Below are 13,615 nucleotides of genomic sequence, written 5' to 3'. Positions count from 1 at the left end.
TGCGATCAACGCGATCAGCCATGCAGACGCGTCATCCACGCTGTCCCTGCCCGGACCACAGTGCTCCGACAGGTCCGGACCGGCTAGACAACTTGCACCCCTCGCGCGGAACGCCGGCTGTCTCCAGCTTGGATCCAATGTGCGCCGTCATGTGCCCTAACGATGCGTTCGGCGTGACGGCAGTTCGCATCCTCCGCTCCGGGCAAACTTGAAAGACGTGATGCTTCGAGAAATTGGCATGCGTGGAGGTGTTTCCAGACAACCGCGCTCAGCTGACCTCCATCACGCAAAGGCTTCCCATGGCTCTGTCGTTTCGTTCGCCGTCCCCCAGGCTCATCGCTCTTTCCGCGTTGCTGGCAGCGCTGACGGCCTGCGACAGATCAACGCCGTCGGCGGCATCGGCGCCGCCCGCGGCAGCAACGCGGCCTGCAGCGGCGCCCGCGATAAACTGGCATGAGGGAAATGTGGAGAAAGCCCTGGAAGAGGCCAGGAACACCGGCAAACCACTCCTGTTGTACTGGGGCGCCATCTGGTGCCCACCGTGCAACCGGCTCAAGGCCACCACGTTCAAGGACCCGGGGTTCATCGCGCAGACGCGGCAATTCGTGGCAGTGCATCTGGACGCAGACCTGCAAGAAGCCCAGACCTGGGCCGAACGCTTCGGCGTCAGGGGGTATCCCACGGTCATCCTGCTACGCCCGGATCGCAGCGAAATCACCCGGCTGGTGGGCGACAGCAGTACCGCCCAGCTTGTCGATAGCCTGCGCGTTGCAGCTCAATCCACCGCAAGTACAAAGCAGATCCTGGAGCGGGCGCTCAACGCTCCACAAACGCTAAAGCCGGACGAGTGGACTCTTCTCGGCAATTACAGCTGGTTGCAGGACGACCAACTGGTCGATGCAAAGGCTGCGCCCGGCACCCTGGCTGCACTGGCGAAGGCGGCACCACAGCCGGCCTTGCGGCGTCGCTTCCAGCTGCTGGCAGTGGCCGTCACCAGGCAGAAGCCCGTCGCAAGCCCGGCGACGTACACGTTGCTGCAAACCGTGTTTTCCAACCCGTCAGAGGTGCGCAACAATCTTGATGTGCTGGTGCGTGGTGCTGCCACGCTGGTTGCTTCCGCGACCGACGATCCGGGCAAACGTGCCGCATTGTCCAGGGAGTTCAATCAGGCGCTGGCAAAGGCCTATGCCGATCCCACCTTGCCCATCGTTGATCGTTTGCGGACCGGGTATGCCGAGATCGACCTTGCTCGCCTGGCACAGGGACAGCCGACCAGAGCGGAAATGAATAAGCCGCAATCTCCGCTCCCTGCAGACGTGGTCAAGACCGTGCACCAGCGCGTGCAGTGGGCGGTGACGGAAGCCAAGACCGATGAAGAGCGTCAATCCACGATCACAAGTGCTGCCGGCTTGTTGGCGCTGGTGGGCGATAACAAGGGATCTGCGCAATTGATGCAGGCCGAGTTGACGCGTAGCAAGACACCGTCCTACTACATGCCCTACCTGGGCATCCTGGCCGAACAGCGCGGTGACACCAAGGCTGCGCTGTCATGGTTCAAGCAGGCCTACGATTCGAATGGTAGCCAGGGGACCGTGGTTGAGCGGGGCATGACCTATCTGGATGCGCTGGTCCGGCTCAGCCCGGAGGACGGTACAGGTATCGAGACGCTTGCAAGCCGAGTGATCGGCGATCTGGCGCGGCAATCCGATGGCTATCTCAAAGATAATCGCCAGCACTTCGAGGAAGTCGGCGCATCACTGAAGACCTGGAGCAAGCAGAGCCCGACAGGCAGCGCGGTGCTGACGCGCCTGCGCCAGAAGGCGCAGACACGTTGCGCCGACGAGAACAAGCCAGCCACCTGCGCCGACTGGCTGGGGTGAGGCGGGGCGCAGTCCTGATGCGCCTGCGAAGGTCGGCACAGGCATGCCCCGCGCAGGTGGTTCGCCCATCAGAAACGCAGCCAATGCCATCCCGTCCTATTCGGCCAGCTCACGCATGACCTTGATCAGGTCGGACTTGCCCTCGAAGCCGATACCCGGCAACTCCGGCATCACGATGTGTCCGTCCTGGACCTGAACGCCATCAGGAAAACCACCATATGGTTGGAACAGGTCCGGGTAACTCTCATTGCCGCCCAGACCCAGGCCTGCGGCGATGTTGAGCGACATCTGATGACCACCGTGCGGGATGCAACGTGCGGGCGACCAGCCGAACTGTTCCAGCACCTCCAGCGTGCGCAGATACTCGACCAGGCCGTACGACAGCGCGCAATCGAACTGCAGGTAATCGCGGTCCGGGCGCATGCCGCCGTAGCGCAGCAGGTTGCGTGCATCCTGGTGCGAGAACAGGTTTTCGCCGGTTGCCATCGGCCCCGGATAGAATTCGCTCAGGGCGGCTTGCAGCGCGTAGTCGAGCGGATCACCGACTTCCTCGTACCAGAACAGCGGATAGTCGCGCAGCATCTTGGCGTAGGCGATGCCAGTCTCCAGGTCGAAGCGCCCATTTGCATCCACCGCCAAGCGGGCCTGGCTGCCGATTTCCTCAAGCACCGACTCGATCCGGCCGCGGTCTTCGTCAATGGACGCGCCACCGATCTTCATCTTGACCACGTTGTAACCACGGTCCAGATAGCCGCGCATCTCCTTGCGCAAGGCACTGTTGTCCTTGCCCGGGTAATAGTAGCCACCGGCTGCATAGACGAAGACGCGTGGATCGGCTTGCCGGCCTTTCATCTGCGCCAGATAGCGGAACAGCGGCATGCCGGCGATCTTGGCGGTCGCATCCCAGATCGCCATATCCAGCGTGCCCACTGCGACGGAGCGCTCGCCATGACCACCCGGCTTTTCGTTGGACATCATCGCCTTCCAGATCCTGGACGGATCCAGATTGTCGCCGGCGTCGTTGCACAGCGATGCACTGTCTGCCTCCAGGATGCGATCGCGAAAGCGCTCGCGTATCAGCCCGCCCTGTCCATAGCGCCCATTGGAGTTGAATCCGTAGCCGACGACCCGACGGCCGGCGCGCACCTGATCGGTGACCACCGCCACCAGACTGGCGGTCATCTTCGAAAAATCGATGTAGGCGTTACGGATCGGCGAGGAGATCGGCTTGGTGATTTCAACGACATCGATGATACGCATTGGGTGGTCTCCCGCAGGTTGGTGTGAGTTATGAATCGGTTGAAGAGGCTGCGACAGGCATGGGCTCGCCCGCTTGTTGACGACGCATGATTTCCCGGGTCTTGGACAGATCCAGCGCGCCATCCCACTTGGCAATGGCGAGCGTGGCGACACTGTTGCCGATCAGGTTGACCACCGCCCTGGCCTCGTTCATGAAGCGATCGACGCCCAGCAGAAGCACCAGCCCCGCAACAGGCACCGTGTCGATGGTGGAAAGCGTTGCGGCCAACGCAACGAAACCCGCGCCAGCGACACCAGCCGATCCTTTCGAGGTCAGCAACAACACCCCAAGCAAGGCAATCTGTTGGTAGACCGGCAGCGGCGTATTGGTCGCTTGCGCCACAAAGATGGCTGCCATGGTCAGGTAGATACAGGTGCCGTCCGCATTGAAGGTGTATCCGGTGGGCAGAACCAGGCCAACCGTCGATTTGCGCACGCCGGCCAGTTCGAGCTTCATCATCATGCGCGGCAGCACGGCTTCGGTGGAACAGGTTCCGAACGTGACAAGTATTTCGTCCTTGATGAACCGGAGAAGGTGCAAAAGTGGAAAGCCCGTCCACCGTGCGATCGCTCCCAGCACCACAAACACGAACAGTGCCGACGTCACGTAGACGGCCAGCATCAAATGCCCCAGCGACCACAGGGTGGCAAGGCCATACTTGCCGATCGTGAAAGCGATGCCCGCACCTGCGCCCAGTGGCGCGAGTCGCATCACCATGTTGATCATCTTGAACAATGCTTGCAGCCCGTTATCGATGAGATCGACCAGGGGCTTGCCACGCTCGCCCAGCTGCAATAGCCCCACTGCAAACAACACCGAAACCAGGATGACTTGCAGCATGCTGCCTTTGGCGAAGGCGTCCACCAGTGTGGTGGGAATGATGTTCAGCACAAAATCGACCATGCCAGCATCGTCTTTTGCGCGATTGACATACTGCCCGATCGCGCTGCTGTCGATCGAACCGGCATCGATGTTCATGCCCTCGCCGGGGCGGATGATGTTCACCACGACAAGACCAATTGCCAGTGCGAGTGTCGACACGACCTCGAAGTAAATCAGCGCCTTGACGCCGGTTTTCCCGACCTCTCTGACGCTTCCCATCTTGGCGATCCCGACCACGACCGTTCCAAAGATGATCGGTGCCAGAAGCATCTTGATGAGCTTGATGAAACCCTCCGCAACAGGCTGCAAGACCACACCCAGATGCGGCCACACATAACCCACCAGGCCGCCAATGACGATGGCGATCAGGACCTGTACGTAGAGCTGGCCGAGCACCTGTCTTATGCCACTTCGTTTCTGCATGATCGCCCGCTCCCGTCGACATGCGAACCCACCGGAATTGCCGCTTGCTGGACAACCTGCCTGTGGAGGCGTTGCAAGCTCGAGTCGGAGCGTAAGTGCCAGCGCCCAAGCGCTGCCAATGCCTTTTTTATGCGCTTGATGCACAATCGGCATCATGGAACTGACATGGCTCGAAGACTGCTTGGCGCTGGCTGAGACCCTGAATTTCTCGCGCGCCGCACAACGTCGCTTTGTCACCCAGCCGGCCTTCAGTCGGCGCATTCATGCCCTCGAAGAATGGTTGGGCACGCCGCTGTTCACGCGCTCGCGCAAGGAAGTGCTGATGACGCCGGCCGGCGAAGCGTTCGTTCGCAAAGCATCCGGGTTGGTCTCGGGCATTTACGCTGCGCGGCAGGAAACACTGGAAGTGGCCGGGCGACACCGGCCTGCGTTGGCGTTCCTCGCCACCCATGTTCTTTCTTTCACGTTCTTTCCGGCATTTGTCAGGCGCATCGAATCAAACACCGGTATCGGTGCGTTTCAGCTGGTCTCCGACACGCTCAGGGCGTGCGAAAAATTGATGCTGCAAGGGGCAGCGCAATTCCTGCTCTGCCACCATCATCCGCGGATGTGTCTCGGGCTGGATCCGGAACAGTTCGAGCGGGTTGTGGTCGGCAACGATGTGCTCCAGCCCTTCAGTGCAGCGAAGGAAAATGGCGACGGCAGCCCGCGTTGGTCGCTCGTCTCAGCCGATGCAATGCCCTTGCTGTCCTACAGTGCAGATTCCGGCCTGGGCCGCATCATCGCCGGGCATCCAGCGTTCAAGGATGTGGAACCGCGCCTGACACCTGCGTTGACTTCCGATCTTGCAGCGACCTTGCTGGCCATGTGCCGCTCTGGTGCCGGGATCGCGTGGCTGCCGCGCACACTGGTGGAAGAGGACCTCGCCAAAGGGTTGCTGGTCCATGCAGCGCCCGGCGACACGCACTGGGATATCGGCATGGAGATCTGCCTGATACGTCACACCGGCGGCTTACCCCAGCAAGCCGAAGACATGTGGGAAAAGCTCAAGCAAGGCAAGCTGGAGACCTAGCAGGTGCGGCATGCGTACTGCTGCGCGCTTGGAATCCGGGCGCTTGCCGCCGCTATCCGCCTGCAGGCCGTCCTGGCGCTCCCGCGCACAATCCTTCCATCACCGTCTCCATGAGCCAGGCCAGGCGTGGCTGCCAGTTCTCGGTGGCGTCGATCTGCCAGATCCCTGCGATCGCCAGGAAAAACTTGTCCGTGGTGATCCCTGGACGAATCGTTCCGGCCTTCTCGTTGGCATCCAGCAACAATTGGGCGGCAGCGATCACGGGGGCATAGCCTGCGTTGCCTGCGCACTCTTTCGCGTTGGCGACAACCCGAAGCGCATCCGCCAGGCCCGCCTTGGTAATGGCGTATTCGGCCAGACGGTTCATCCACTCGCGTAGCGCCTGCTCCGGCGGACGCGTCTTCAGCAACTGCTCGGCGAACCCGGTGACCTGCAGCATCTCATGGCGATAGACCTCTACCACCAAGGCCTCCCGCGTCGGGAAGTGGCGGTAGAAGGTCCCTTGCCCGACGCCTGCCTTCTTGGCGATCGCGCTCAGTGGCACATCGGCCGAGCGCACCAGCTCCGTAAGCGCCACGGACAGGATGCGCTCGCGATTTTGCAGTGCATCGGATCGCGTTGGCTTTTCCACACCCTGTTCCTCACTGAATTTATTGACAAACGGACAGTTGTCCGCCAACGTTTCGAGGCAAGCGGACTGTTGTCCGTTTGGATTCTACCCCTTCCGTACCCAGGAAACATCCATGAAGAACAGCGGCAACACCATCCTCATTACCGGCTCGACCTCTGGCATCGGCCTCGGACTGGCGCTGCGGCTCCAGCAGGCTGGCAACATGGTCATCGTGTCAGGGCGAAAGAAAGCGCTGCTGGATCAGATCACTGCCGAGCATCCAGGCATCGAGGCAATCGAAATCGACGTTGCGGACGCGGACTCCATCGTCCAGGCCAGCCGCGTGGCGGCCGAGCGCTACCCCGCCTTGAATGTGGTGATCAACAATGCCGGCATCATGCCGAGCGAAAACGTCTTCAAGCCAGAGTCCTTGCAGGCTGCCGAAGAGGCGATTGCCATCAACCTGCTCGGCACCATCCGCATGACCTATGCATTCTTGCCGCAACTTGCCAGCAACAACGACAGCGTCATCATCAACGTCAGTTCCGCGCTGGGCTTTGTGCCGTTCCCGGCTGCAATGACCTACAGCGCCAGCAAGGCCGCGGTGCACTCGTTCACCGAAGCCTTGCGTGTGCAGCTGGCCGACAGCACCGTGCAGGTCATCGAGCTGGTGCCTCCGGGCGTTCGCACCAAACTGTACGGCCAAGGCAACGACGAACATGCCATGCCCCTGGACGAATTCCTCGACGAAGCACTGGCGCTGCTGCATGCAGAAAGCACGCCGAAGGAGATTGTCGTGGAACGCGCCAGGTTTCTTCGCGATGCGGCGGCCAATGGCAGCTACGACGAGATGCTGGGAATGCTTTCCACCGTCAAGTTCTAGGGCTGGCGCAGAACATCCAACTCGTCAGCACGGCGCCACCGCCGTGCTGAAGCCGGTCACTCACCCGTGGGGCATGAATGGCTGCAAGGCCGCTACCGCGAGATACGCAGGCATGTTTGCTGCGCGCATCCAGTGCTTCCAGGTGAGCGCCTTCGACACCTTTGCAGCGCGCAGACCATCCCGGTGCCATGTGCACCTGGCTGGATCCATTCGGGTTGGCACCCGCTCCTCGCGAAGGTTCTTCCGATCCCCTGGAAGCGGATCTCAGCGCGGCGCGGTCACTGCCCGATTGCGCGCAACGATCGTCTCGTGACTTGGCGGTGCGTCAGCGCCATAGAACTCGGCCATCAGTGCATCGCGATGACCCGGTGCATCGCCCTTCACTGCAGCCTTGAGCGCTGACGCCAGCTCAGGAATCGGAAGCTCGGTGCAATACGCAGGCGTGCCTGGCTGCTGCCGCCATGAATCTGCAAGATTTCCCGCGTCGACCGAGTCGAACCCGGCAGCGTCGAGCAGTTGCTGCGCGATCGCCTTGCCGGCCGGACTGTCGCCTGCCACCGGGATGGCGATCCGGTTCTGCGTGCCTGCGGGCTTGCCGCGCTCAGCCAGTGTCCTGGCGAGCACGGCGTTGAATGCCTTGATGAGGGGCCGGCCAAGCTGCTCGCTGGACCAGACACTTTCCAGCTTGCCGTCGTTGACTTGCGGGATCCTGGTGCCGAGCTGCGGGTAGTAGTTCGAGGTATCGATCACCACCACCTGTGCGGGTACGGTGGAGAACAGGCCCGCAACCTCGGGGATCCTGGCGAACGGGATGGACAGCACGATCACCTCGACGTCCTTGACCGCTTCTTCAGCGGCGACAGGCTCGGCGCCGATCGTTTCTGCCAGTTCACGAATGCTGTCGGGGCCTTTTGAACCAGCCAGTTTGACGACATGCCCGGCTGCAACGAATTTGCGTGCCAGGGTGCCACCGATATTGCCTGCGCCAATGATGCCGATGTTCATGTGTGCTCCTTCCGATGTGTGTGACGTGCTGCGGCTCACGCAGTGATGCGTGGATCGCGCCCGTATTGGGCAGGTGCGCCCAGGTGGTCGCGCAGCGTGGTGCCCCGGTAATCGCGATGGAACAGACCGCGTTGCTGCAGGATCGGCACGACTCCATCGACAAAGGCATCAATGCCGTCGTCATTGATATCCGGTGAGATCCAGAAACCATCGGCCGCACCTGCCTCGAACCAGGCCTGCATGTGGTCGGCCGCCTCGACCGCCGGGCCCACAATCACCGGGTGATAGTCGATGACGCCATGGGCCAGGATGTCGCGCAGGCTCCAGCCCTCCCGCGCGATCTGCAGCGCCTTTGTCGAGCGAGGATCCTGGGGCGACGGGCGTGCCGCAGCCAGTTGCGCGGGCGACAGAGGCCGCTCGAGTGCAGCAGGATCCAGACGTAGCCCGAGCATCTGTTGCAGGTAACCCAGCCGCTGAGGAAAGGTCTGCGCGGTCAGTGCAATCCGGCGATCCAGTGCCGCACGGCGATCCTGCGCGATTGTCGTCATCAGCCCGGGAATGAACTTGATCTCGTCCGGGTCGCGGCCGGCCTGCTTGGCGGCGTTGCGGAAGGCGGTGCGTTGCGCGCGGGCATCTTCAATGCTGAAACACGCACCGATCACAGCGCTGGCGTAGCGTCCGGCCAGCTCCAATGCATTGGGACTGCCGCCGGCATGGAAGATCACCGGCTGGCCCTGCTCCGAGGGTGGGATATACAGCGGTCCGCGGGAACCGACGAACCTGCCTTGCAGGTTGATCGGCGCAATTTGCCTGGCGTCGGCAAACCGGCCAGAGGCCTGGTCGTGCAGCCAGGCATCCTTCCCCCAACTGCCCCACAACGCCTGCACCAGTTGCACGAACTCGTGCGCACGTGCGTAACGATCCGCGCTGGGCGGAATTTTTCGCCCGTAGTTCGCGGCGACATCCTCACCACTGGAGGTCACCGCATTCCAGCCGGCACGCCCGTGACTCATGATGTCCAGCGCCTTGAACTGCCGCGCCAGATTGAACGGCTCGTTGAACGTCGTGGAGCCGGTGGCCACCAGACCGATACGCTCGGTGCCGCGCGCAACGGCAGCCAGGGTCATCATCACATCCAGGTTGAAGTGAGGCGCTTCGTTGTCGATATCGGCCACCGCGCTCGGACCGTCAGGCAGGAAAATGAACTGGAATTTCCCACGCTCGGCGGCCTGCGCCTGACGCACGCGGGCATCGAAGCTGGTGTAGTTGGTCGGATCCACCCACGGCATGCGCCAGGCTCCCGGCTGGGACCCGTAGCCATTGCCCAGGTGCAGGCCAATGATCATCGTCTTGGAGTGGCTCATGCGTTCCTCGATCTGCAGTGGTGGTGCGCGCGTCCGGCGGTGGCAACCGGCGGAGACAGCGACAGCCGGCCGCCGACTGCGCTCTTAAAACCTCCCGGTTCAAAGCGCCCCGCAAAAGGGAGACACGCTCCGTTTGTGCCGGGAAATATATGGAGATACACTCCGGATATCAAGAACCAGGCTAACCGACCTATGTCTTCCGACGTTCAGCCACGCCCTCCGCGCGCCGATGCCCAACGCAACAGGACCCAGATTCTTGAGGTCGCCGGCAACGCCTTTGCCGAGGAAGGCATCGATGTGTCGATGGACAGCATTGCCAAGCGCGCAGGCGTTGGCCCGGGGACCTTGTATCGGCACTTCCCCAGCCGCGACGCCCTGCTGGCAGCGCTACTGGAAACGCATTACGCCAACCTCGAGCAAGCACGCATGGCCATCAGGGCAGAAGAGCACGACCCGGGGCGTGCGCTGCAACGCTGGATCGAGGCGTTGGGAAACTGGATGAATGCCTACGAAGGTCTTCCGGAGCCGCTACGGGCCGCATGGTCCCAGCCAAGTTCGGTGTTGATGCCGACCTGCCAATCCGTGGTCGAGGCCTCAGGCGTGTTTCTGCAGGCTGCACAACGCTCCGGTCAGGCGCGGGCATCGTTGACTGGCCGCGACATCTTTCTTGCCGCGCTTGCGATCGCATGGGCAGGAGCTGCCAGCGGTGACGCGGACAGCGACGCCCGCCAGGCGCTGCAGGACGTGCTGCGCTCAGGCTGGGCGCTTCCTGCGTGAAAGGCACTTCCCTCGCCGCGTAAACCACCCCGCTCTCCACACAGAAGAACGCATCATGAAGCTAGGCATTATCGGCACCGGCCATATCGGCAAAACGCTGGTGAAAAAGCTGAGTTCGCTCGGCCATGAGGTCAAGGTTGCCAACTCGCGTGGGCCAGAGACGATTGACCTGCAACTGCTGTCCTCGGGCGCTCGCGCAGTGACTGCGCAAGAATGCGTGGTCGATGTCGATGCCATCATCCTTTCGATCCCGTTGAACAGGATTCCGGAGTTCAAGCCGCTGCTGGCGCAGGTTTCAAGTGATGTCGTGCTGATCGACACGTCCAACTACTACCCCGCGCGTGACAGCAAGATTGACGCGATTGAAGCGGGCCAGGTTGAGAGCCTGTGGGTGGCTGAGCAATTGGGCCGCCCGATCGCCAAGGCATGGAATGCGATCGGGTCTGGTTCGCTTGCCGAGAAAGGCCAGCCGGCCACTGCGCCCGGCCGTATCGCCATCCCCGTGGCGGCTGATCGCGACAACGATCGCGAGGTCGCGATGGCATTGGTGAATGACACCGGCTTCGACGCGTTTTATTCGGGCCACCTGGCTGATTCCTGGCGCCAGCAGCCAGGAGCGCCTGCGTATTGCACCGATTTGACCAGGAGCGAGATCGGCGATGCACTCGCCAGCGCCGACCGCAGCCGACTGGCGAAACGTCGCGACCTTGCCGTGGCGGTCATGCAGGAAAGGCTGGGCGACTCCGCAACCAATCCCGATGCAGGCTTCGGCGCCCGGATCAGCAGAGCCATCTACATGTAGCCAGGCAGGTCGGCAACATCGCCATGCAGTCGGCGCGTTTTAAAACGCAAGCAGGTGTTGCCGAGCCTGAGGATGGCAAGACGGCGGCACGGCGAACAGCGGTTTGTGCAAGGTGTGCAGCCGCCCGTCCTGACATGCGTCAGGAGCACCCCGACAGCTCCGGCGTTTTCTGAAGGGTGCGATGATAATTTAGTGACAGACATTCCAGTTTTGGACAAGGACGCCGTTATTGGGGAACCGGTGCCAGGCTCGCTAACAGCGTGGACATCGATGCCTCCACTGATCTCTTCTGGGACGTCCATGATCGCCTTTCTTCAACGCTTCAACGTCGGCCACCGCCTGGCCGTTGCATTCGGAATCCTGATTCTTCTCTCAGGCCTGCTGGTGGCCACCGGCCTGAGCACGATGGCGAACGCACGCGCGCAGCTGGACTTCATCGTTCTCGACCGCACCGCCAAGATCCAGATCGGCAACGGCATGCTGGATGCCAACTCATCGCTGCTGATCGCACTGGGCACGTATGCCATGGCGACAAGCGAGGAGCTCAACACCGAAGCGCTCAACACCATCAACGCCCAGCGCCAGCGCTACCAGGAGCTGCGCACCAGGCTGGATACGCTGTCCAGCTCGGAGGAAGGGCGGAAGATCCGTAACGAGATGGACGAGCGTCGGGCGACTTCCGTGAAGTTCAACGACGAAGTCATGGCACTGGCCGCCAAGAACGACAACGCGCAGGCCCAGGACATTCTCAGCGAGCAGGCGCGGCCTGCCACGCTCGCCTGGCAGGACAAGATCCGCGAGCTCGTCACCCGGCAGGAAGGACAGAGCAGACAGGCCTACGCAGAAGCAGTCCGGTCGATGGATCGCGGCAAGCTCCTGCTCATCCTCGGCGGTGCCGCGGTCGTGCTGGTCAGCAGCCTACTGGCCTGGCTTATCACCCGCAGCCTGACCCAGCCGCTGGCACGCGCCACCAACGCAGCCGAGGCGATCGCCAATGGTCAGCTCGGCAACAACGTGCAGACTCAGGCCAAGGACGAGACCGGCCGCTTGCTGCGCGCCATGCAGGGCATGCAGACACAGCTGCAGGCCCTTTTGACTGCACAGGGCGACATGGCCAAGCGCCACGATGAGGGCCAGACCAGCTTCCGCATGGATGCCCAGGCCTTCCCGGGCGACTACGGCCGCATGGCCGAGGACACCAATGCGCTTGTGGCCTCCCACCTGGCCGTGCAGTCCAACCTTGCACGGATCATGGGCCGCTATGCCATCGGCGACCTGAGCGAGAGCATGGAGCGCCTGCCCGGTGAGAAGGCCGTGCTGACGCAGACCATGGACGAGGTCAAGGCCAACCTGTCCGCGATGAACATCGAGATCAAGCAGCTGGCACAGGCTGCCGCGGACGGTGACTTCACCGCGCGCGGCGATGCCGAGCGTTTCCAATACGATTTCCGCGTCATGGTGGAGAGCTTGAACCTGCTCATGGCCACCGCGGACAGCAACCTGCAATCGCTGTCTTCGCTGCTGCAGTCCATTGCCGCAGGAGACCTGACCGCACGCATGACCGGCGAGTTCAAGGGTGTGTTCGCGCAGATGCGCGATGACGCCAACACCACCGCCGCGCAGCTTGCCGAAATCGTTGGCCGCATCCAGCGGTCGGCAGTGTCGATCAACTCGGCGGCCAGCGAGATTGCCGCCGGCAACCAGGACTTGTCGCAGCGCACCGAACAACAGGCGGCCAACCTGGAAGAAACCGCTGCCTCGATGGAAGAGCTGACCTCCACCGTGCGCCAGAACGCCGAACACGCACGTCAGGCCAACCAACTGGCGATCGGCGCGGCAGGCGTGGCCTCGCAGGGCGGCGAGATCGTGAGCAAGGTCGTAGGCACCATGGCTGGTATCGAAGCCTCGTCCAAGAAGATCGCCGACATCATCTCGGTCATTGACGGCATCTCGTTCCAGACCAACATCCTGGCCTTGAACGCAGCCGTGGAAGCGGCACGTGCCGGCGAACAGGGACGTGGATTTGCCGTGGTTGCCTCGGAAGTGCGCACGCTGGCCCAGCGGTCCACTGCCGCGGCCAAGGAGATTAAGACGCTGATCGACGACTCGGTCGAACGCGTCACCGAAGGCTCGACGCTGGTGCATACGGCGGGCACCACGATGGCCGAGATCGTCTCCAGCGTGCAGCGCGTGACCGACATCATGGGTGAGATCTCCGCCGCCTCGCAGGAACAGTCGGCAGGCATCGAGCAGGTCAACATCACGGTCACGCAGATGGATGAAACGACGCAGCAGAACGCAGCCCTGGTCGAGGAAGCGACGGCTGCAGCCCGTGCGATGGAGGAGCAGGCCACGCAGCTGACCGAGGCGGTGGCGGTCTTCAAGATCGACGGACAGAAAGCTGTTCCGGTCGGCGCAGCTGCTGGCACATCAGCCATTGCCAAGGCCGGCAGCAGGAAAACGGCAGCGCCCCTGAAGACACCTGCAAAGCTTGTTCCGCACCGGGCACCACGCAAACTCGAGTCAGTCGCCGGCGCAACAGACGGCGCAGGCTGGCAGGAGTTCTGACCGAACCGTGGTGGGCCCGGATTTCCGGGCCCACCCGCGTTCTGCTCTT

The 13,615-nt window shown here is 62.4% G+C and carries 11 protein-coding genes; 6 read left to right on the top strand and 5 right to left on the bottom strand.

What is annotated here, in order from left to right; all coding sequences use genetic code 11:
* The first annotated feature begins 299 nt into the window (after positions 1-299).
* Complete coding sequence (locus AC1PLA_RS02800; RefSeq protein WP_481105549.1) at positions 300-1,880, top strand: thioredoxin family protein; 1,581 nt, start codon at positions 300-302, stop codon at positions 1,878-1,880.
* Positions 1,881-1,976: 96 nt separating this feature from the next.
* Here the strand turns inward: AC1PLA_RS02800 and AC1PLA_RS02795 are convergent, their stop codons facing one another.
* Both AC1PLA_RS02795 and dctA read right to left on the bottom strand, forming a co-directional pair.
* The gene (locus tag AC1PLA_RS02795; RefSeq protein WP_166772712.1) at positions 1,977-3,140 is read right to left on the bottom strand and encodes a mandelate racemase/muconate lactonizing enzyme family protein; all 1,164 of its coding nucleotides are present in this window, start codon (positions 3,138-3,140) and stop codon (positions 1,977-1,979) included.
* Positions 3,141-3,168: 28 nt separating this feature from the next.
* A complete protein-coding gene (gene dctA, locus AC1PLA_RS02790) occupies positions 3,169-4,485 on the bottom strand; it encodes a C4-dicarboxylate transporter DctA (RefSeq protein WP_481105548.1) in 1,317 nt (438 codons plus the stop codon).
* Positions 4,486-4,639: 154 nt separating this feature from the next.
* Between dctA and AC1PLA_RS02785 the strand changes: the two genes are divergently transcribed.
* Positions 4,640-5,557 (top strand): LysR family transcriptional regulator, encoded by a 918-nt coding sequence (locus tag AC1PLA_RS02785; RefSeq protein ID WP_481105547.1) that lies wholly within the window; start codon positions 4,640-4,642, stop codon positions 5,555-5,557.
* Positions 5,558-5,609: 52 nt separating this feature from the next.
* Here the strand turns inward: AC1PLA_RS02785 and AC1PLA_RS02780 are convergent, their stop codons facing one another.
* On the bottom strand, positions 5,610-6,188 hold the full coding sequence (locus AC1PLA_RS02780; protein WP_047129550.1) for a TetR/AcrR family transcriptional regulator: 579 nt from the start codon (positions 6,186-6,188) through the stop codon (positions 5,610-5,612).
* 112 nt (positions 6,189-6,300) lie between these two features.
* On the opposite strand from AC1PLA_RS02780, the gene AC1PLA_RS02775 reads away from it, so the two are divergent.
* Positions 6,301-7,050: an SDR family oxidoreductase gene (locus AC1PLA_RS02775; RefSeq protein ID WP_481105546.1), complete on the top strand. Its 750-nt coding sequence runs from the start codon at positions 6,301-6,303 to the stop codon at positions 7,048-7,050.
* Between the two features lie 264 nt (positions 7,051-7,314).
* Here AC1PLA_RS02775 and AC1PLA_RS02770 read toward each other — a convergent pair whose 3' ends face one another.
* Positions 7,315-8,055 (bottom strand): NADPH-dependent F420 reductase, encoded by a 741-nt coding sequence (locus tag AC1PLA_RS02770; protein WP_481105545.1) that lies wholly within the window; start codon positions 8,053-8,055, stop codon positions 7,315-7,317.
* 35 nt (positions 8,056-8,090) lie between these two features.
* Positions 8,091-9,419: an NtaA/DmoA family FMN-dependent monooxygenase gene (locus AC1PLA_RS02765; RefSeq protein WP_065050353.1), complete on the bottom strand. Its 1,329-nt coding sequence runs from the start codon at positions 9,417-9,419 to the stop codon at positions 8,091-8,093.
* A gap of 303 nt (positions 9,420-9,722) precedes the next feature.
* On the opposite strand from AC1PLA_RS02765, the gene AC1PLA_RS02760 reads away from it, so the two are divergent.
* From AC1PLA_RS02760 to AC1PLA_RS02750, 3 genes are all read left to right on the top strand, one after another.
* Complete coding sequence (locus AC1PLA_RS02760; protein WP_386142227.1) at positions 9,723-10,196, top strand: TetR/AcrR family transcriptional regulator; 474 nt, start codon at positions 9,723-9,725, stop codon at positions 10,194-10,196.
* Positions 10,126-10,998 carry an NADPH-dependent F420 reductase gene (locus tag AC1PLA_RS02755; protein WP_481105544.1) on the top strand — a complete coding sequence of 291 codons (873 nt, stop codon included), beginning with the start codon at positions 10,126-10,128 and terminating at the stop codon, positions 10,996-10,998. The genes AC1PLA_RS02760 and AC1PLA_RS02755 overlap by 71 nt, the downstream gene beginning before the upstream one ends.
* Before the next feature lie 300 nt (positions 10,999-11,298).
* Entirely contained in the window at positions 11,299-13,566 is a 2,268-nt protein-coding gene (locus tag AC1PLA_RS02750; RefSeq protein WP_481106149.1) for a methyl-accepting chemotaxis protein, read from the top strand.
* Positions 13,567-13,615 lie beyond the last annotated feature (49 nt).

It is taken from the genome of Xanthomonas sp. NCPPB 1826, from assembly GCF_056725285.1.
Note: the sequence above shows the minus strand (reverse complement) of the source record. Positions and strands in the feature narration are given on the sequence as shown.

Coding starts and splice junctions, on each gene's coding strand:
- AC1PLA_RS02800 (WP_481105549.1), top strand. CDS start 300: ATGGCTCTGTCGTTTCGTTCGCCGTCCCCCAGGCTCATCGCTCTTTCC.
- AC1PLA_RS02795 (WP_166772712.1), bottom strand. CDS start 3,140: ATGCGTATCATCGATGTCGTTGAAATCACCAAGCCGATCTCCTCGCCG.
- dctA (WP_481105548.1), bottom strand. CDS start 4,485: ATGCAGAAACGAAGTGGCATAAGACAGGTGCTCGGCCAGCTCTACGTA.
- AC1PLA_RS02785 (WP_481105547.1), top strand. CDS start 4,640: ATGGAACTGACATGGCTCGAAGACTGCTTGGCGCTGGCTGAGACCCTG.
- AC1PLA_RS02775 (WP_481105546.1), top strand. CDS start 6,301: ATGAAGAACAGCGGCAACACCATCCTCATTACCGGCTCGACCTCTGGC.
- AC1PLA_RS02770 (WP_481105545.1), bottom strand. CDS start 8,055: ATGAACATCGGCATCATTGGCGCAGGCAATATCGGTGGCACCCTGGCA.
- AC1PLA_RS02765 (WP_065050353.1), bottom strand. CDS start 9,419: ATGAGCCACTCCAAGACGATGATCATTGGCCTGCACCTGGGCAATGGC.
- AC1PLA_RS02760 (WP_386142227.1), top strand. CDS start 9,723: ATGGACAGCATTGCCAAGCGCGCAGGCGTTGGCCCGGGGACCTTGTAT.
- AC1PLA_RS02750 (WP_481106149.1), top strand. CDS start 11,299: ATGATCGCCTTTCTTCAACGCTTCAACGTCGGCCACCGCCTGGCCGTT.